Origin of the sequence: Natronolimnohabitans sp. A-GB9 (genome assembly GCF_030848565.1) — an archaeon.
Classification (GTDB): Archaea; Halobacteriota; Halobacteria; order Halobacteriales; family Natrialbaceae; genus Natronolimnohabitans.
This window is the reverse complement of record NZ_JAVDDV010000008.1, coordinates 1-18,214: the sequence shown is the minus strand read 5'-3', so window position 1 is coordinate 18,214 and position 18,214 is coordinate 1. Positions and strand designations below refer to the sequence as shown.

General features: G+C 63.5%; 15 protein-coding genes and 1 tRNA gene. 6 read left to right on the top strand and 10 right to left on the bottom strand.

Features of this window, described 5'->3' with window-relative positions:
- Positions 1-60: 60 nt before the first annotated feature.
- The gene (locus tag RBH26_RS12035) at positions 61-603 is read right to left on the bottom strand and encodes a nucleoside-triphosphatase (protein ID WP_306758553.1); all 543 of its coding nucleotides are present in this window, start codon (positions 601-603) and stop codon (positions 61-63) included.
- A gap of 107 nt (positions 604-710) precedes the next feature.
- On the opposite strand from RBH26_RS12035, the gene RBH26_RS12030 reads away from it, so the two are divergent.
- The gene (locus RBH26_RS12030; RefSeq protein WP_306758552.1) at positions 711-1,733 is read left to right on the top strand and encodes an amidohydrolase family protein; all 1,023 of its coding nucleotides are present in this window, start codon (positions 711-713) and stop codon (positions 1,731-1,733) included.
- Between the two features lie 91 nt (positions 1,734-1,824).
- Here RBH26_RS12030 and RBH26_RS12025 read toward each other — a convergent pair whose 3' ends face one another.
- Positions 1,825-2,343 carry a gamma carbonic anhydrase family protein gene (locus RBH26_RS12025; RefSeq protein ID WP_306758551.1) on the bottom strand — a complete coding sequence of 173 codons (519 nt, stop codon included), beginning with the start codon at positions 2,341-2,343 and terminating at the stop codon, positions 1,825-1,827.
- A gap of 132 nt (positions 2,344-2,475) precedes the next feature.
- Between RBH26_RS12025 and RBH26_RS12020 the strand changes: the two genes are divergently transcribed.
- Both RBH26_RS12020 and RBH26_RS12015 read left to right on the top strand, forming a co-directional pair.
- Entirely contained in the window at positions 2,476-3,138 is a 663-nt protein-coding gene (locus RBH26_RS12020) for a metallophosphoesterase (protein WP_306758550.1), read from the top strand.
- A 72-nt stretch (positions 3,139-3,210) separates the two neighbouring features.
- Positions 3,211-4,119, top strand: a complete 909-nt coding sequence (locus RBH26_RS12015) for a phosphatase PAP2 family protein (protein ID WP_306758549.1) — start codon at positions 3,211-3,213, stop codon at positions 4,117-4,119.
- Positions 4,120-4,566: 447 nt separating this feature from the next.
- Here the strand turns inward: RBH26_RS12015 and glnA are convergent, their stop codons facing one another.
- Positions 4,567-5,922, bottom strand: a complete 1,356-nt coding sequence (gene glnA / locus RBH26_RS12010; protein WP_306758548.1) for a type I glutamate--ammonia ligase — start codon at positions 5,920-5,922, stop codon at positions 4,567-4,569.
- A 126-nt stretch (positions 5,923-6,048) separates the two neighbouring features.
- Between glnA and lrp the strand changes: the two genes are divergently transcribed.
- Positions 6,049-6,510: an HTH-type transcriptional regulator Lrp gene (gene lrp, locus RBH26_RS12005; protein ID WP_306758547.1), complete on the top strand. Its 462-nt coding sequence runs from the start codon at positions 6,049-6,051 to the stop codon at positions 6,508-6,510.
- Between the two features lie 186 nt (positions 6,511-6,696).
- Here lrp and RBH26_RS12000 read toward each other — a convergent pair whose 3' ends face one another.
- The 7 genes from RBH26_RS12000 to RBH26_RS11970 form a co-directional block, all read right to left on the bottom strand.
- The gene (locus RBH26_RS12000) at positions 6,697-6,840 is read right to left on the bottom strand and encodes a hypothetical protein (RefSeq protein ID WP_306758546.1); all 144 of its coding nucleotides are present in this window, start codon (positions 6,838-6,840) and stop codon (positions 6,697-6,699) included.
- Positions 6,841-7,248: 408 nt separating this feature from the next.
- Positions 7,249-8,898, bottom strand: a complete 1,650-nt coding sequence (gene thsB, locus RBH26_RS11995) for a thermosome subunit beta (RefSeq protein ID WP_306758727.1) — start codon at positions 8,896-8,898, stop codon at positions 7,249-7,251.
- Between the two features lie 298 nt (positions 8,899-9,196).
- Positions 9,197-9,910, bottom strand: coding sequence for an SOS response-associated peptidase (locus tag RBH26_RS11990; RefSeq protein WP_306758545.1), 714 nt, complete (start codon positions 9,908-9,910; stop codon positions 9,197-9,199).
- Positions 9,911-10,472: 562 nt separating this feature from the next.
- Entirely contained in the window at positions 10,473-11,663 is a 1,191-nt protein-coding gene (locus RBH26_RS11985; protein WP_306758544.1) for a transposase, read from the bottom strand.
- Positions 11,664-11,846: 183 nt separating this feature from the next.
- A tRNA-Ser gene (locus tag RBH26_RS11980) sits at positions 11,847-11,928 on the bottom strand.
- A gap of 27 nt (positions 11,929-11,955) precedes the next feature.
- The gene (locus tag RBH26_RS11975; protein WP_306758543.1) at positions 11,956-12,225 is read right to left on the bottom strand and encodes a hypothetical protein; all 270 of its coding nucleotides are present in this window, start codon (positions 12,223-12,225) and stop codon (positions 11,956-11,958) included.
- Between the two features lie 3 nt (positions 12,226-12,228).
- Entirely contained in the window at positions 12,229-12,609 is a 381-nt protein-coding gene (locus tag RBH26_RS11970) for a Rid family detoxifying hydrolase (protein WP_306758542.1), read from the bottom strand.
- Positions 12,610-12,796: 187 nt separating this feature from the next.
- On the opposite strand from RBH26_RS11970, the gene RBH26_RS11965 reads away from it, so the two are divergent.
- Both RBH26_RS11965 and RBH26_RS11960 read left to right on the top strand, forming a co-directional pair.
- Positions 12,797-15,991, top strand: coding sequence for an MMPL family transporter (locus RBH26_RS11965; protein ID WP_306758540.1), 3,195 nt, complete (start codon positions 12,797-12,799; stop codon positions 15,989-15,991).
- Positions 15,992-16,054: 63 nt separating this feature from the next.
- Positions 16,055-18,025 (top strand): hypothetical protein, encoded by a 1,971-nt coding sequence (locus tag RBH26_RS11960; protein WP_306758539.1) that lies wholly within the window; start codon positions 16,055-16,057, stop codon positions 18,023-18,025.
- Positions 18,026-18,214: the final 189 nt, after the last annotated feature.

The following is an 18,214-nucleotide window of genomic DNA, read 5'->3' as shown; positions in this document are numbered from 1 at the left end:
CGCCGTCTGGCGACGGACGGCTACCGGACGATACCGCTGATCGTGGCCCCCGCCGACGGGCTATCGGGGTTGGAGCGTCGACCGAAGCCACGCATCGAGCGTTTCGGGGAGTGCGTCGCGGGTCTCCGGTTCGACGACGAACCGTTCCGTATCCGTCCGTTCTTTTACCGCGCCGATGAACTCGTCCGACCCGTCCGACTTGATCGCCGAAAGCACCGGCGTCGGCGACTCGAGTGCGCGCCTCGTCTCTTCGCGGAACCGCTCGCTCTCGAGTTGCATCGGAGCGATCTCGTCGACGACGATACAGTCGGCCGATTCGATGGCGGTCGGCAGCGCCGTCCCAGCGAGTCGATCGACGGCTGCTACGTCGACGCCGTACTTTCCGACGCTCGGGCCGTCGTACTCGACGTGGGCCATCACCGCGCGCTCCCCGCTTGCGATATCGACGATCTCGAAGCCGACGCGCTCGCCGTCCTCGCGACGTTCGGGACTCGAGAGCCCGCCGACGGCGTAGCCGTCTTCGCGGAGCCGCGAGACGGTGCGCTCGAGGGCGGTCGTCTTGCCGCTGCGTGGAGGGCCGGTGACCAGCGCGTTCGTCGCCATCGTCGTTGCGTGTTCCTTGGTGAGCGATCGAGGAAAAGACGCTTTCCCCGTCGCGTACGTTACCGGTCCCCCGCACCGTTTTCACGAGCTCTGTGGGAGGTCGTTACATGACACGAGCGGACGACCGTCCGTCGGACGAACCGACGCGCCGGCGTATCCTCGGGGAGGCAGGTGTCGGACTAGCGGGACTCGCCGGTGTTGGCGCCAGCACCGGTGCGATCGGAGTCGGCGGGACGACCAGTGAGTCGAACGCGACTGCTCGAGCCACACAGAACGTAGCGGTCGACGAGCAGCCGCTGCTGGACGCCCATACACATCTCATCCCCGAAGCGACGATGGACAGGGAGCCCCTCGAGGCCGCCGAACTGGTGGTGTGGATGGACGACAACGGCATCGATCGGGCGGTCGTCCACGCCCTCGACTCACCGGAGGCCTATCCCGTCCAGGCGCCGAGCTGGTGGGTCCTCGAGCAGGTCGAACCGTATCCGGACCGACTGATTCCGTTCTGTACAGTCGACCCGCGGACGCTCGTCTACGAGGCGGATTTCGGGGCCGTCACGGCGCTGTTCGAACGATACCTCGAGCAGGGAATGCAGGGGTTCGGCGAGCTGAAACCCGGACTCCCCGTCGACGACTCGCGGCTCCACTGGCTGTACGAGCGCTGTGCCGACGACGGACTGCCGATCCTCTTTCACATGGACGACAAGGCGATGCTCGACGACGTTGGACTCCCCCGACTCGAGGACGTCCTGGCCTCGTATCCCGAGGTCGACTTTCTCGCACACGCTCACGCGTGGTGGGCCCACATCTCCGCAGACGTCGGCCCCGACGACCGTGGCGCGTATCCGACCGGCCCGGTCGAACCGGGTGGACGGGTCCCCGAACTGTTGTCGACGTACGACAACGTCTACGGCGATCTCTCGGCGGGTTCGGGGTGGAACGCACTCACGCGAGACCCGGCGTACGCACAGGGCTTTCTCGAGGACCACCACGAACAGCTGCTCTTCGGTACCGACTACCTCGCACCCGGCCAGGAGGTCCCGCAGTTCGAGTTGTTCGAGCGGTTCGACCTCTCCGAAGACGCGTGGGCGAATATCCGATACCGAAACCTCGAGGGGGTACTCGAGTGATCGACTCGCTATGGTACCGTCCCCAGCGTCGACTGCTGTCGGCTGCGTTCATCCAGCAGTTCAGGCGTGGACCGCCACTAGCCCACCCAGCTTATTCGAACAGGTCCTCGTGACGGCCGGCGAGGTTCGTGTACTCACCCGAGGAGAACTCCTCGAAGATCTCCGCAGCGTCGATCGTCGTCTCCTCGAGCGGCGTGACTTCGGCCGGGACGCCGCGGACGAACGACTCCGGTGGAATCTCGTACTCGTCGGGGATCACCGTTCCGGCGGCGACGACGCTCCCCGTGCCGACTATCGCATCCGTGTTCAGCGTCGCGTTGAAACCAATCAACGTCTCCTCCTCGACGGTCGCCTCGTTGAGGACGGCGCCGTGGCCGATCATGACTCGATCCGCAAGTTCGGAGGCGTGGATCGTCGCGTTGTCGCCGACGTGTGACTGGCGCCCGATCCGTACCGGCCCGATATCACCGCGACAGACGACTCCCGGCCAGACGCTCGCGTCGGCTTCGACGTGGACGTCCCCGACGAGCGTCGCGTCCCGACTCACCGCGGCGTCGTCGTCGATCGTCGGTGTCGTCCCTTCGAACGCATACGTTCGACTGTCGACCATACCTGATAGGGGCCACGTCGCCGGATATAAGCGTTCGTTCTCGCTGACACGAATCTCATCGGAGCAGACGGCTCAGGGACCGCAGCCGGCGATCGGCGACGACGCTTTGCCCCTCGAGGGTGTTTACATCCCATGCTCGTCCTCGGCGACGCACACGCGGCCGACGGGGCCAACCGCGAGACGCTGCTCGAACTGTATCGACGCCTCGAGCCGGACCTCGTCCTCCAGGTCGGTGACCTCCAGCACTACGAGCTGCCGGCACCGACGTGGTTCGTCGCGGGTAACAACGAGGACCTCGACGTCATCGAGGCGCTGCGGGCAGGCGAGGCCCCGCCGTCGGTCGATGACGCCCACTTGCTCGCGAGTACCGCCGCGACCGTCGACGGCCTCCGCGTGGCCGGCCTCTCCGGGAACTTCGCCCCGACCAAATACGACTGCTCGCGCGAGGATCTCGAAGGCAAACGGCGACGCCACTTCACTCGCGACGACGTCGAACGGGCGGCCGCCCTCGAGGACGTCGACGTGTTCCTCACCCACGAAGCGCCGACTGGGTTGCTCTCCTACGGTTACGATCCCGGCTGCGAGCACGTGACCGACCTGCTCGAGACGCTTTCCCCGTCGCTCTGTCTCGTCGGCCACCATCACCGCCATCGGGAGGCCGATATCGCCGACACCCACGTGGTGAGCCTCGCGCCCGCCTGGGAGCGATACTACACGCTCGAGTCCGACGCCGGCTCGCTCCGACTCGAGGCCCACGATCACGATTTCGGTCCGGATGACGCTGCTGCAGAGTGAGTTCTGAAGGTTCCTATCAGAAATAGTTTACACCAGCAGATATAACAGCGCGTCTCCGATACGACGGAACGAATGTGGTTCGAGTCGACCCAGGTCGAACTCGTCCGCGATACGTTCCCCGAATGGATGGCCTTTCTCTTTGCCTTCCTCTCCTATCTCGGGAGCGTCTGGTTCGTCGCACCCGTCGTCGTCCTGGCCTACTGGTTCCGTGATCGCCACCGCTTCGCGTCGTGGCTGGGGATCGTCCTGGGCTGTTACGCTGTCATGGTTGCTCTCAAAGGGCTGTTCATGACGCCACGTCCAGACGTCGGTCCCGCGATCGCACCCGACGCCCTCCCGACGGCCGCTGCCCTGCTGTACGCACCGGCCGTCGAGGTCCACACGACAAGTTTCCCAAGCGGCCACGCAATCGCGGCGGTGGTCGTCTGGGCGATGCTGGCGCTCGAGTCCGACGTCGGGACCCGGCGAACGCGGTTTGCCGCCGCCGGGACGATGGTCGTCCTCGTTTCGTTCGCCCGGATCGGTGCGGGTGTCCACTACCCGATCGACGTGGTCGTCGGCGCCCTCGTCGGGGTCTGTTACGTCGCGCTCGCGCTGGCGATCCGGGACCGTGCCCGCCGTCGTGGCGCCCACGTCGCGACGACCGCGATGTTCACGATGGGGGCAATCCTCTCTCTCGTCGCTTTTTCGACTAGCGGCAAACCCGACGCTATGGCGCTGTTCGGCGGCTGCGTCGGTGCCTTGCTCGTCTGGCAGTACGCGACGCCGTCCCGAGAGCCGTGGCCGGTCGCCACTCGAGTCTTCGCTCACGCCGCCTTGGGACTCGGCGTGCTCGGACTGGTCGCGCTTACTTTGCTCGTCGTCGACAGCACGCTCGTCTGGTTCGGCGTCGGATTCGTCGGCGGCGTGATCGTCGTCGGTCTGCCGACGTTCGCTACGCGAACCGACACCGTGTCCGCCCAAGTGGAGACCTCGAGCTAGTACCGTTGCCAACGGCTCATACGGCCTCCTGTAGTCAATTACCGCCGATCGCCAGGACGGGGTCGGCGATCGGCGGTACATAGTTACAGCAGGCCGTATCAGGCCTGGGACGCCACTGACTACGACACGAACTCGAGTCGCGGACGTCAGACGTCGATACTGGTGGGATAACGGATCACTGATACTACCGGACACCAGTCATACTGCCGGACAGCAGTCAGTAACACGTCGGTCGCGAACTCGCGGCCGTCACCCGTTGGGACGGCCGCAGTCACACGACCGATCGGTGAATCGTGCTGTCCGGCAGTATCAGTACACCACTCGATCGCGTCTCGACGCCTGTCGCCCCGCGAGGGCGTCTCGAATGCGATCGGTATCTGCAGCGTGTTGTCCGGCAGTATGAGAAAACGGGCAGTGTTCGAATCGAGCCGAAACGGCCAATCGTCGTCAGAACGTCTCGAGATAGCGGTCGAGTTCCCACTGGGAGACGTCGATGAGGTACTCCTCGAACTCCTGGCTCTTTGCTTCGATGAACTTGGGGGCGACGTGTTCGCCGAGCGCGTCGTAGACGACCTCGTCGTCTTCGAGGGCCTCGATGGCATCGCCGAGGTTCGACGGCAGCGTGTCGATACCGTACTCCTCGCGTTTCTGTTCGTCGAACTCGTAGATGTTCTCGCGGACCGGGTCGGGACACTCGAGGTCCCGTTCGATACCGTCGAGACCGGCATGGATCATGACGGCGATGGCGAGATAGGGGTTACACGAGGGATCCGGCGAACGGAGTTCGATACGCGAAGCAGCGGGGACGCGGGCCGCGGGCTTGCGGATCAGCGACGAGCGGTTGCGGTCGGACCAGGCGACGTAGACGGGCGCTTCGTAGCCGGGCACCAGACGCTTGTAGCTGTTGACCGTCGGGTTCGCGACGGCCGTGATCGCCGGCGCGTGCTCGAGCACACCGGCGGTGAAGGCACGAGCTTCGTCACTGAGGTCGAACTCGTCGCTCTCGTCGTGGAAGGCGTTCTCGCCGTCCTCGGTGAACAGCGAGATGTGGGTGTGCATCCCCGAGCCGTTGACCTTCGGAATCGGCTTTGGCATGAACGTCGCGTGGTAGTCGTGTTGGGCAGCGATAGCGCGGACGACCGTCCGGAAGGTGGCGACGTTGTCGGCCGTCGTCAGCGCGTCGTCGTACTCGAAGTTGATCTCGTGTTGCCCTTCGGCGACTTCGTGGTGGCTGGCCTCGACCTCGAAGCCCATGTCCTCGAGTCCGTAGATGATGTCACGACGGACGTCCGAGGCGAGGTCCTTCGGCGCGAGGTCGAAGTAGCCGCCGGCGTCGTTCGTCTCGGTCGTAGCGCGACCCTCCTCGTCCTCTTCGAAAAGGAAGAACTCCGGTTCGGGTGCGGCGTTGACCGTGTACCCCATGTCGTTTGCGCGCTCGATCGCCTGCTTGAGCACGTAGCGTGGGTCGCCCTCGAAGGGTTCGCCCGTGGTCGTGTCGTAGACGTCACAGATCATTCGGGCCGCGGCGCTGTCTTCTTTCCGGCGCCACGGGAGAATCGCAAACGTCTCCGGGTCGGGAACCAGACGCATGTCCGATTCCTGGATCCGGACGAAGCCCTCGATCGAGGAGCCGTCGAAGTAGATCCCTTCAGTAAACGCTTTCTCGGCCTGGCGGGCGGGGACGGAAACGTTCTTTACAGTTCCAAGAATATCAGTAAATTGTAGGCGGAGGAAGTCGACGTCCTTTGCTTCGATCTCGTCTAACACCGCCTGCTCGGCCTCGGTGATGTTTCCGCTTGTCATCTTTCTCGTCGTGGTACCCAAGTAACTCTGCTACTAAAACCCTACTGCTCTAAGCAAATCTTCTCTCCTCCTCTTGGAACTGTATATTCGTAAATTTCTAAAGGCATCAGTGAGAGGTTGCGTGTGATGACGTACGAAAATCTCGATGCAAAACTAGTAAATGCACTTCTCGGCGACGGGCGAGCGAGCCTTCGAAGCCTCGCCGAGGAACTCGACGTCTCCGTGACGACCGTCTCGAATCACCTCTCCGATCTCGAGGAACAGGGCGTCATCGAGGGCTACACGCCACGGGTCGATTACGATGCAGTCGGCTACGACGTCACTGCCGTCATCCAGCTGCAGGTCGAAGGAAACGCCTTGCCCGACATCACCGACACGCTGAAAGACCACCGCCAGATGATCTCCGTCTACGAGGTCACCGGCGACTACGACGTCATCGCCATCGGGAAGTTCAAAGACACCGACGGGATGAACGATCAGATCAAGGAGTTGCTAACCGACCCCGACATCAAGGCCTCGAACACGAGCGTCGTCCTCAACGCCGTCAGTGAGAACGAACAGTTCGAACTCGAGGTCGAGGATACCTGATACGGTCTCCTGTAGCCATTTCCCACCGGTCGCCCTGTCTGGCGATCAGCGGTACATCGGTACAGCAGTCCGTACGAGTCGATATCAGTCGTCGTCGGCGACACGAAGATACGTGCACACTGACACAGCGTAGCCGATACATCAGTTCTCGAGACGATTTCTCGTCGATTCCCGACGTCGACCGTATCAGTGCCGGAGATACAACACCGTCAGGCCGAGTCCCAGCAACAATACCCCCCACCACAGCGAGTCGCCGGGCAACACCTTCAAGACGAGCGTGACGATGCCGGAGGAGATCAGCGACCAGCCGAACGTGGTTTGAAACGCCATAGCCGGCGTAGGATAGCCATTACAAAAGATCACCGGCTTGCCAAAAACTGGCCGTCACCGGCGATCGAATCGGGCCACAGAACGGTTCTCGAACGATCGTCGCTCTCTCGAGCAAAAATCGGTTCGCAGATGCGGATCTTCGGTTCCCGTCTGCTCATACTGCCGGACAGCAGTCAGTAACCCGTCGATCGCGAATTCGCGACCGATCGGTGAATAGTGCTGTCCGGCAGTATCACGGACGTATAACGTCCGGTCGGAGAGTGCGTGGGACCTACGGTCCAGCGCTACTCGTGTTCAACGGTCCTCCGACGGACTGCTGGTGGTCATCCGGGACGAACGCCCGTAGGAATGGGTCGGGAGAACGGTACGGCCGACCGTATGGGTCGCTTCGGTCGTTGCGAGCGGCGCTTACATCATGCCGCCCATGCCGCCGCCCATGCCGCCCATGCCGCCGGGGGCACCGCCTTCTTCCTCTTCACCTTTGTCGGTGGAGAGGTCGCCGGCGGAGATGATGTCGTCGATCTTGAGGACGAGGTTCGCGGCCTCGGCAGCGGAGGTAACGGCCTGCTCTTTGGCGTGGGCCGGTTCGACGACGCCGGCCTCGTAGGTGTCTTCGACGTCGCCGGTGAAGACGTTCAGGCCAGCCTCGACGTCGCCGTCGTCGTGAGCCGCACGCAGGTCGACGAGCGTGTCGATGGAGTCGAGTCCAGCGTTCTCGGCGAGGACACGCGGGACGAGCTCGAGCGAGTCGGCGAAGGCCTCGACGGCCAGCTGCTCGCGACCGGAGACGGAGTCGGCGTAGTCACGCAGCCGCGAGGCGAGTTCGACTTCGATGGCACCGCCGCCAGCGAGGACGCGGCCGTCGGAGACGGTCTGGGCGACGACGTCGAGGGCGTCGTTGACGCCGCGCTCGAGTTCGTCGACGACGTGGTCGGTCGAGCCACGCAGCAGGAGGGTGACGCCGTGGGCGTCCTCACCCTCGACGTAGAACAGCTCGTCTTCCTCGTCACGGGTGACGTCACCGTGACCGAGGTCGTCTGCCTCGGCGCTGTCGAGGTCGGAGACGACGGCCGCACCGACGACCTCCGAGAGGAACTCGAGGTCGGACTTCTTGGCGCGGCGGACGGCGAGGATGCCTTCCTTGGCGAGGTAGTGCTGAGCCAGGTCGTCGATGCCCTTCTGACAGAAGACGACGTCGGCGTCGAGGTCGGCGATCTGGTCGACCTTCTCGCGGAGCTGTTTCTCCTCGCGGTCGAGGAACTGCTGGAGCTGGTCCGGATCGGTGACCGAGACCTCGGTGTCGATGTCGGTCTCCTCGACTTCGATGGCCTCGTTCAGCAGCAGGATGTCGGCGTCCTCCGCCGCGTTCGGCATGTTGTCGTGGACCGGGTCCTTGTCGACGATGCCGCCCTCGAGGAGGTCGGACTCGCCGGCGCTGCGACCGGTCTGGGTCTCGATGTTGAGGAACTCGAGGTCGACGACGTTCTCGCCCTCGTCGTTCTCGACGGTGACCTGGCTGACGGCCTCGACGATCAGTTCGGCGAGATACTCCTTGTTGACCTCGGTTCCCTTGCCGGTCATCGATGTCTCGGCGACCGAGCGCAGGAGCTCCTCGTCTTCGGTGTCGACGTCCTGGGCGATGTCGTCGATCTCCTCACGGGCCTGCTCGCTGGCCATGTGGAAGCCTTTGATGATCGCCGTCGGGTGGATGTCCTGCTCTAAGAGGTCCTCGGCGTTCTTGAGGAGTTCGCCGGCGATCGCGACGGCCGTCGTGGTGCCGTCGCCAGCCTCGTCTTCCTGCGTCTCGGCGACCTCGATGATCATCTCGGCCGTCGGGTTGTCGATGTCCATCTCCTGAAGGATGGTGACGCCGTCGTTGGTGATGGTGACCGATCCCATCGAGTCGACGAGCATCTTGTCCATCCCCTTCGGGCCGAGTGTCGACCGAACGGCCTCGGCGACGGCACGGGCCGCGGAGATGTTGTAGTCCTGCGCGTCCTTGTCCTTGACGCGCTGGGAGTCCTCGCTCATTACGATCATCGGCTGTCCCTGCTGCATTCGCTGGCTCATAGTCAGCTGATTCATTGATTGTGATTCTACATAAGTGTTTTGGTATGCCGAGTTCGTGCCGAGCACGACCGATTGAGAGAAGCCGACGAAATCGCCGTAGTGCGACCCGTTCGCCGATCTATCGTGGTATATGTTATCGTCTGCTATCCATGCTACTAAGGGCCCGTCGCCGACACATTTAAATATAGTTGGATAGCGGTCCCGGGAACGTGGTCACGAACGACTCGAGACGGACGGGTCGATGCCGCTCCCGGCGACGAGATGAGACGAAGCGACTCCGTCTCGGCTACGTCTCGAGCGGTTCGACCAACGACGGCTCGTCGGTCGATGGATCGTTGACCGCCTGCGAAACCGGATCGGCGCGCATCTCGTCGGCGGGATAGGGGTCGAGCAACGCAGCTGGATCGTCGGCCGTCAACCACTCCCGTTCGGCGTCGGGATCGAGGATGACCGCCATCCGATGGTGGAGGTCCTCGATCAGTTCGTTCGGCTCGGTCGTCACGATGGTAAACGTCTCGAGTGGGCCGTCGTCTTCAGGAGTCGTCTCGAGACCGCCGCCGAACGCGTCGAGGCCGGCCTGTGTCGTCTCGTCCTCGGGCTCCCAGCGCTCCCACAGCCCTGCCATCGCGAACGGCCGACCGTCTTCGAAGGCGACCCTGTAGGGCTGTTTGCCGCCGTCGGTCTCGACCCATTCGTAGAAGCCATCCGCCAGAACCAGACATCTGCGTCGCTCGTAGGCTGTCCGAAAACTCGGTTTTTCGTCGACTGTCTCCGCACGCGCGTTGATGATCCCGCCGCTGTCGTCCTCGGCCCACGACGGCACCAGCCCCCACTCGAGACGACGGATCTCGTCGGGCGCGTCGTTCGTGATCACCGGGAGCTGTTGACCCGGTGCCATGTTGTACCGAGGCGTAAACTCGGGTTCCGAATCGGCGACCCGCGCGCCGAACCGCTCCTCGAGGTCGTCGGACTCGAGCGTCAGCGTGTAGCGACCGCACATACCCGACCACTCGGTGTCCCTGGTAAAGCATCGTTCGGTGACGCCTCCCTTCGCGTCCGGGGGATGCGGTGACCGACAACGCGTTCCGGTCTCGCCCGCTCCCGCCGGCCGACACCGTCCGGCGAACGTACTCGAGGCGGTAATCGGCCGGACCGGATTGGTCCGATAGTACGACTCTCAGGCCCGGTAAGGGGTCCATACTCCTGCTGAAACCGACGGTAGGCACCCTGTTACGATATCCGATCCCGCCGGAGCACTCGATGGGGTCATGATGACGGATCCATACGAACTGGTGGTGTGTCAAAGCGGTGAACTCGAACTTCGCGATCCGGACGACCCCGACTGCTGGATTACGACCGACTCGCCGGCCGAAATCACGCGGTAACCGTCTCGCCTCCATGGTACCGTACCCCGATTATTTTTCGATCGAGTACCGACGTTCCGATGCCAGTCGTTGAGCTGTAGTAATACCGTTTCAAAACGCCAGAACAGGGATATCAACTGCCCTCAGAGAGGGCTTGTCAGTAACCTCGACCTCGATCCCGAACTGGGAGTAGCATCGCTAACTCGGCGTCCTCGGTCCTGACTTCAGGGCGTATTGACTGACACCCCTCCGCCGTGACGACTGGGGGCCACGACGGAGATAGCGTTTTGCGACGTTTTTGGCTGCGTTGTAATCCGCGTGATTGCGCTTCCCGCACGACTGGCACTCGAATTCGTTTCCAGCACGATTCCCATCGTGTGTGAACCCGCAGTCAGCACACCGTTTCGACGTGTTTTGCGGCTCCACTGTTTCCACGAATATTCCCTCGGTTTCGGCTTTGTATTCGACGAACTCCGTTAGCGTTCGAAACGCCCACTGCGAGTGCCACTCCGCCTCGGGAAGTCGCGTTCGAATCCCCTCGAGGTCCTCGAACACAATACCATCGCAGTCGTATTCGAGTGCTTCTTCGACGATTCCGTTCGCGACGACGTGAAGCACGTGACGGGCGTGGCGGCGCTCGCGTCCGGCTCGGTTCTCAAGCGTGCGGTGTGCAGACTGCGTTCCCGTCTTTTGTAACCCATTGCGTGTCTTCTCGAATTCGTGCCGAGCATGGGTGAGAGCACCCGCGCTGAAAAACCGAGCCGTACTAGTGACTGCGATCTGATTCACGCCGAGATCAACACCAAGAACCGTTCCGTTCGTGGTCGCTGACTCGTCGTTATCGGCGTTCGGTTTTCGAAATCCGAGGTGAAGATACCAGTCACCGCCGCGGTAGTGAAGCGTGCTTTCCGTGTACTCCCACTCTTCGTCGTCCAGAAATTGGTACTGATACCCATCACTGTCGTTCGGAAGCACGAGATCGGCACGGACTCGAGCGTAGTCACCGAGCGTCGTAAGCGAAACCTGTTCGCGATCATGGAAGACGGTCATCGACCGTTTATCGTACGTGATCGACCGTGCGGTAAACTGTGGCTTGCTGGCCTTCTTGCCGCTCTGCAGTCTCTCGTTACAGGAGCTAATGGCATCTCCCGCTCCGTGACAGGCGAGCACTGCGTGTTGACTACCGAGTTCGGTTTCGTCACGAACCTGCTCGTATGCGAGGTCCTGGACATCGGACTTCGTTTCGCACACCCCCCACGCGAGGTCGACGACGAGATTACACGCGTCGCGCCACTCGTCGATCGTCTCGAGCAACAGCCGCTCGTCTTCGCCGCTGAGTCCTGTTAATCGTGTGATTACCGTGCGATGATGGTAGTCGTCTGATGACACACAGTCCGTTATTATTAGTAATGGAGATAATAATAATAATAATAATAACGGTTCGTGGGATGCTCGATCGATACTGCTTCGGGCAACTCCCGATTCATGAGACAGATATAGTAGTGTAATTGAAAATGGATTTAGAATTAGAATAGGCGTTTCAGGTGCTAATGAGGCTGAAATCGGGAGAAGCGCCAGGACTGGGATTTGAACCCAGAATCCCGAAAGGGAACACGCTTTCCAGGCGTGCGCCTTACCGTTCGGCCATCCTGGCTCACTTCACCCTAATGGCGTCCGTCGTTTAACTCTTACTTTTATCGTCGGTCTCGTGTGAATCGTTTTCACGCAACGCACGTCGGGCCGACCATTCGGCGACGCGATGCTCGAGTCTGTACGCACAGGCGGTCGTTCCGACGCCGACGAGGGCTGCGATGGCGGCGCCCTGGGCAAGTGACACGAGTGGGTCGACGGCCAGCGCGTAGCCCTGGACGAGCACCAGGAAGGCTAGAAATCCGACGATACCCCACAGCACCGCGGAGTAGACGCGCGGGCGGAGTCCGAGTGGAGCCATACGCTACTCGAGCGTGGCGATGGCTTCGAGTTCGACGCCGACGCCTTTGGGGAGGGCGGCGACCTCGATGGCGCTGCGGGCGGGCGGTTCGTCGTCGAAGTAGTCGGCGTAGGCCTCGTTCATCGCGTCGAAGTCGTCGATGTCGTCGAGGAAGACGGTGACTTTGAGGACGTCCGTAGCGTCGGCGTCTTCTTCCTCGAGGATCGCGACGAGGTTGTCCAACGCTTGCTCGGTCTGGACGGCGATCGGTTCGTCCTCGAGGAGGTCGCCGTCGGGGGTTAGCGGAATCTGACCGGCGGTGAACAACAGCGAGTCGTCGGTCGTCGCCTGGCTATAGGCGCCGACGGCGGCCGGTGCGGCGTCGGTCTCGGTGACGCGTTTCATAGTCGGTGGCTCGGTCCGCGACGGCTTAAAAGCGGGCGAACTCCATCCACGTTCACCGCGTGTCAGGAACCGACCCTGCCTCGAGTGGCGGCACTGTTCACGGCAATTATATTACGGATTGCTGATAATCCCCACGGGAAACCGTGATCGGGCCGGTGAGCCAGACCGTCGGTGCCGGAGGGTGGCGATGAGCGGGCCACACCACGTCGCGGCGTGGATCGTCGATCACGCCGCTCTCGTTCTCGTCGTGGGGCTGTTGCTCACGGCGCTTTTCGGCGTCGGTCTGACCGATCTCGAGAGCGATTCCTCACTCGAGCAGTTCGAGAGCGAGTCGCCGGAACACGAGGCACTGACGAGCGCCTCGGAGCGGTTTTCGGACGAAAGCGCGGCCAACGAGACGAGCGTCCAGATCGCCGTCCACGGGGACGACGCCGACGTCCTCTCTCGGGAGTCGCTGATCGCGACCCTGGAGCTTCAGGCGGCGATCCGTGAGGACGAGCGGGTTGCGCCGACGCTCGTCGACGAGGAGCCGACGGTCGGTCTCGCGAACGTGGTCGCAACGTCGATCATCCACCAGGACGACGTCGACGCGCTCGAGCAACGAGCCGAGGAGTTACGCCAGCGCGAGCAACGGCTCGACGAGACCACCGCGGAGTTACGGACGGGACTCGAGGAAGTTCGCGCCCTCCAGCGGGAGTACGATCAGTTGAACGACTCCTACGAGGCGGGAGAGATCGACGAGCAACGGTACCAGAACCGCTCCAGTGAGCTGGAGGGGGAGATCGATGCCATCGTCGAGCGCGCCACTGCCGATCTCGATTCGAGCGAAACCGATCGGTTCGAACGTGCGGTCGAGACCGTCCGATCGACACAGCGAGAACTGAGCACACTCGAGCGCGACGAGTTCGACAGCGAGGCCGCCTACCAGCGCCATCGCGACCGACTCGAGGACGACCTGTCGGCGGCCTACACTGACGGAACAGTCGGTGTCTTGCGCGGCGAGTACGAACAGCTCAACGCGGCACACGACGAGCTCGTCGCCGAGCGGAAGGCACTCGAGACGGCGTCCCAGCCGCCGCTGACCGACCAGATCGACACGCTCGAGACGGTAAACGAGTCGGTATACGACGAAACGCTCGAGCGACTCCTCGAGAGTGATTCCGACGATCCGTTCGGTGGGCTCGCAGTCGAGTTCCTGCCGGCCGACGTCGAGCCGGGGTCGGAACCGGTCGAGACGCACCTGCTCGTCGTCACACAAGAGCTCGATACCGGAGAGGACGAGACGGGACTGGACGCCATCGACGACGAACACGTCGAGGGGCAGCGAGCGATCGCGTCGGTGGCGAGCGAATACGGTACCGCGTCGGATCGGGAGTACGCCGTCTTCGGATTCGGTCTCCTGGTAGACGAAATCGACCGATCGCTGGGTGATAGCCTGGCGATCGTCGGCCCGATCGCGGTGGCGTTCGTCGTCGTGACGCTGTCGATCGCGTACCGCGATCCGCTCGATATCGCGCTCGGACTCGTCGGGGTTCTGGCGGTGGTGATCTGGACGCTAGGATTCATGGGGTGGGCGGGGATCGCGATCAATCAGGCGCTCGTGGCCGTCCCCGTGTTGCTGGTCGGGTTGTCGATCGACTACGCCGTCCACGTGATCATGCGCCATCGCGAGCACCGTTCGGGGTCGGGGGAGCGAGCAACGATGGGAGACGACGACGGCAGTGGCGTTCGCGGGGCGATGGTCGTGGCTCTGGCCGGCGTCGGCGTCGCGCTCACGTGGGCGACCGTGACGACGGCGATCGGCTTCCTCTCGAATCTCGTGAGTCCGGTGGCACCGATCCGGGAGTTCGGGCTCGTTAGCACGGTCGGGATCCTCGCCGCGTTCGTGGTCTTCGGAGCCGTTATCCCAGCGGCGAAGGTCGCACTCGAGACGCGCCTCGAGCGACGCGGACGAGACCGCCGCAAGCGGGCGTTCGGAACGGGGCGTCGCCTCGGTACCGTCCTGTCGCTTGGCTCGCGAGCGGCCCAGGCCGCGCCGGTCGCAGTGCTCGTCTGTGCACTCCTGTTCACCGGTGCGGGCGCGTACGGCGCGACGACCGTCGACACCACCCTGGAGGAAGCGGATTTCCTCGTCGAGGAGCCACCCGACTGGACGGACGACCTCCCCGGCGAGATGGCGTCCGGCGAATACCGGGTCACCCACGATCTCACGTACATCGACAGTCAGTTCCAACGCGAGACGCCCCAGGCCCAGGTCCTCGTCGACGGCGACGTGACCGACCCAGAGACGCTACGACGCCTCGAGACGGCCCAGGAGACGGCTGGCGGGATGGAAACGGCTGCGGGCGGTGACGACGCAGTCCGGAGTCCGCTGACGCTTATGGAGTCGGTCGCCGCCGAAAACGAGTCGTTCAACGCCAGTTTCCAGGTCGCGGATCGGAACGACGACGGTGTCCCCGATCGGAACGTCGCGCTCCTGTACGATCGCCTCTTCGAGATCGATCCCGACGCAGCCAGCACCGTCCTCGCTAGAGGTGACGACGGCGAGTACGAGGCCGTCAGGCTGCTCGTCGACGTTCGCAGCGACGCCGACGGCGAACTCGTGACGAGCGAAACGAGGGCGGTTGCTGCCGCGATCGATTCTGACGACGCGGCGGACGAGCCCGAGACGGACCTGTCGGCGATCGCGACCGGCGATCCGGTCGTCACACACGTCCTCGAGCGAGACGTCACGACGTCGATGCTCGAGAGTCTGGTGCTTACGATAGTGGTCGTCGCGGGAGTGCTCGCCGTGGCCTACCGGCTGTCGGGAGCCGGCGCCGCGTTCGGCGTAGTAACCGTCCTCCCCGTGGCCCTGACGGTCCCCTGGGTACTCGGAACGATGGCGCTGTTCGACGTTCCGCTGAACGCGCTGACGGGAACGGTGGCGAGTCTGACGATCGGACTCGGCGTCGCCTACTGTATCCACGTCAGTTCGCGCTATCGGCTGGAGCTACAGCGTGGAAACTCCGTCTCCGATGCGCTGACGACGACCGTCCGTGGAACCGGCGGCGCCGTACTCGGTAGCGCGGCGACGACGATCGGCGGCGTCGCCACACTGTTGATCGCGCTCGTGCCGGTTCTCCGGCAGTTCGGTGCCGTCACTGGACTGTTGATCGCGTACGCGTTCGTCGCGAGCGTCGTCTTGCTGCCGGCGTTGCTCGTCCTCTGGACGCGTCTGTTCGGTCCCGTCGACGCTACGGCGGATCACGCGGAGAACGATATCGACTCGGGTGACACATCGGACGACGACCCGGCCGACGACGGCGATGTGACCGCTGACGTCGAAGCGAGCGAGGACGTAACTGTCGCTGCTGACTCGAGCGACCGGACGGGACGGTGATCGTCCCCTCCGACGACATATAAGATGAGGAAAGTATTTTTACGTCGCTACGTACGCTCGCGTATGACCGCCCGTCGGTACGCAAGTGTCGTGCTCGTCGTACTCCTGGTGCTCTCCAGCGGGGGGATGGCATACGCCGGCGGACAGGCGGACGTAGCGGCCATCGCCGATACCGACGGCACCACCGGTCCAGTGACCGACGAGCTGGTCACACAGTTGGACGACGGCGGCGAGGCCGACGACGTCTACGTCGACCGCTCCGGTGATGCCGTGTTCCGATACGAGGACGATCACGACGTCACCGGCGTGCCGATAGCGGGCGAACTCGGCGTCGATGCAGGAACCGGGCTCGTCCACGCGCTCTATACTGGCGACCTCGAGCGGGTGACTCTCTCCGATCGGGACGTACGCGGGAACGCGACGACGTGGGCGACGGCCGAGTCGGTCACCAGCACGGGCGCCGTCGTCGTGGACGATCCGGACGACGTGCGGTCGCTCTCGGCCGACCTCCACCACGTTCGAACCGCCGAAACCGAATCCTCGAGTCTCGACGTCGACGCGACCGTCACGAACGACACGCAGCCATACGAGACGGTCGAAACCGAGGGGGCCCTCGAGACTACGGCGACGACGATCGAAACCGAGGGAACGATGCAAACGACGGTTTCGAACGACGGAAACGAGGGGTCCGCTGTGCTCGACGCACAGCGAGAACTCACCCTCACCGAGACAGAGGGAACGATTCACCTCCAGGTGTCCGAAACGCGAACGGTCGGCGAGTGGGAACGCGAGCGCTGGGCGAGCGAATCCGACGCGCGCGCGAGTCTCGAGAATCAGTACGACGAGGTGGCGATCCCGCTTGGCGGCGACGCTTCGTTGACCCTCGAGTCCTACGCGTTCGAGGACGACGGGAGTTCGGGGACGCTCGAGCTTGCATACACTGTCACCTTCGAGGACGTCAGGGAGGGACTCGCCGACGCGCTCACACGGGAGCTCCGGGACGACACCGATCTCGACGAGCACGAGGCGCGGGTGATCGCCGATCGGTTCGTGACGACGTCGATCGAGGAGGTACGCGTCAACGCCACCCAGCGTGGCCTCGAGACCGATCTCGAGTGGGATATCGAACTCTACGACACCGGGACACTACGCCTCGGACTCGTCGAGATCGCACGCTCGAGCGATCGCGTCGCCGATTCGTGGGCGGGTCGATACGAAGAGGCCGAAACCGCACTTGAGGCCGAGCAGGAAGCACAACTCCGCAGGCAGACGTCGTGGAACTCGTCGGTCGTTCACGACCCCGATACGGAGCGGACGAGCGTCGATACAGTCGTCGAGTCGAGCGCCGAAAACTGGGAGCGGTACGGGACGGCGCGTGCCGATCGCGGCATGGATCCGGTCCCGGAGACGAGGGCATCGCTTGCGGCAGCGTACGCCGACGGCGACCTCGAAACCCAGTACAACTACGAGACGGAGACGGGTGGTGCCGGGACGGCTGCACTCGAGCAAGCGCTTCGGTTCGGGGCCAGCGATCTCGGCCCCATGATCGACGTGGCGATCGCTGCGATCGACGACGAGATCCGGGTTACGCGGATCGATACGACCGTCGACGACGGGACCGTCGCGTTCGAATCCGCAGCAGCACTCGCGGACGGGACAAGCCTCGAGAGCGCCGCGACGAGAAGCGGCGAGACGACGGCGATCCACGCCGTGACGGCGAGCGACCGGACGGACGTCTACGTGACCATCGAGGCAGCTTTCGATGGCGGGCCGACCGCAGACGAGATCCGCGACCATCCACGGGTCGGTTCGGAGACGACCGTGTACGAACCCGGCGAGTGGGATCGCGATCTCCCATCGATCGACGTCGCCGACGTGGAGACGTTTCTCGAGGTAACCGACCGGACGACCGAGTCGAGCACCGACAGCACGGCTGTCCCGCCAGTGCCGGCACTGGTCGGCGGCGTGGGTGTCGTGGCGCTCGTCGTGAGTAGCCTGTTCTGGCTCCCGTGGCGGCGGATTCCTGGACCGTGATACGGACTGCTGTACCGAGTTACCGCCGATCGCCGACCCGTTCTGGCGATCGGCGGTAATTGACGACGGTAGATCGTATGACACAGCGGGCGCTGTACGGATATTTCGACATCGATCTTCTGGAGCGTACCACACACAGCCGCGATCGACCCTTATTGTTGCTTGAAATAAATGTAATAGAGAATGTTA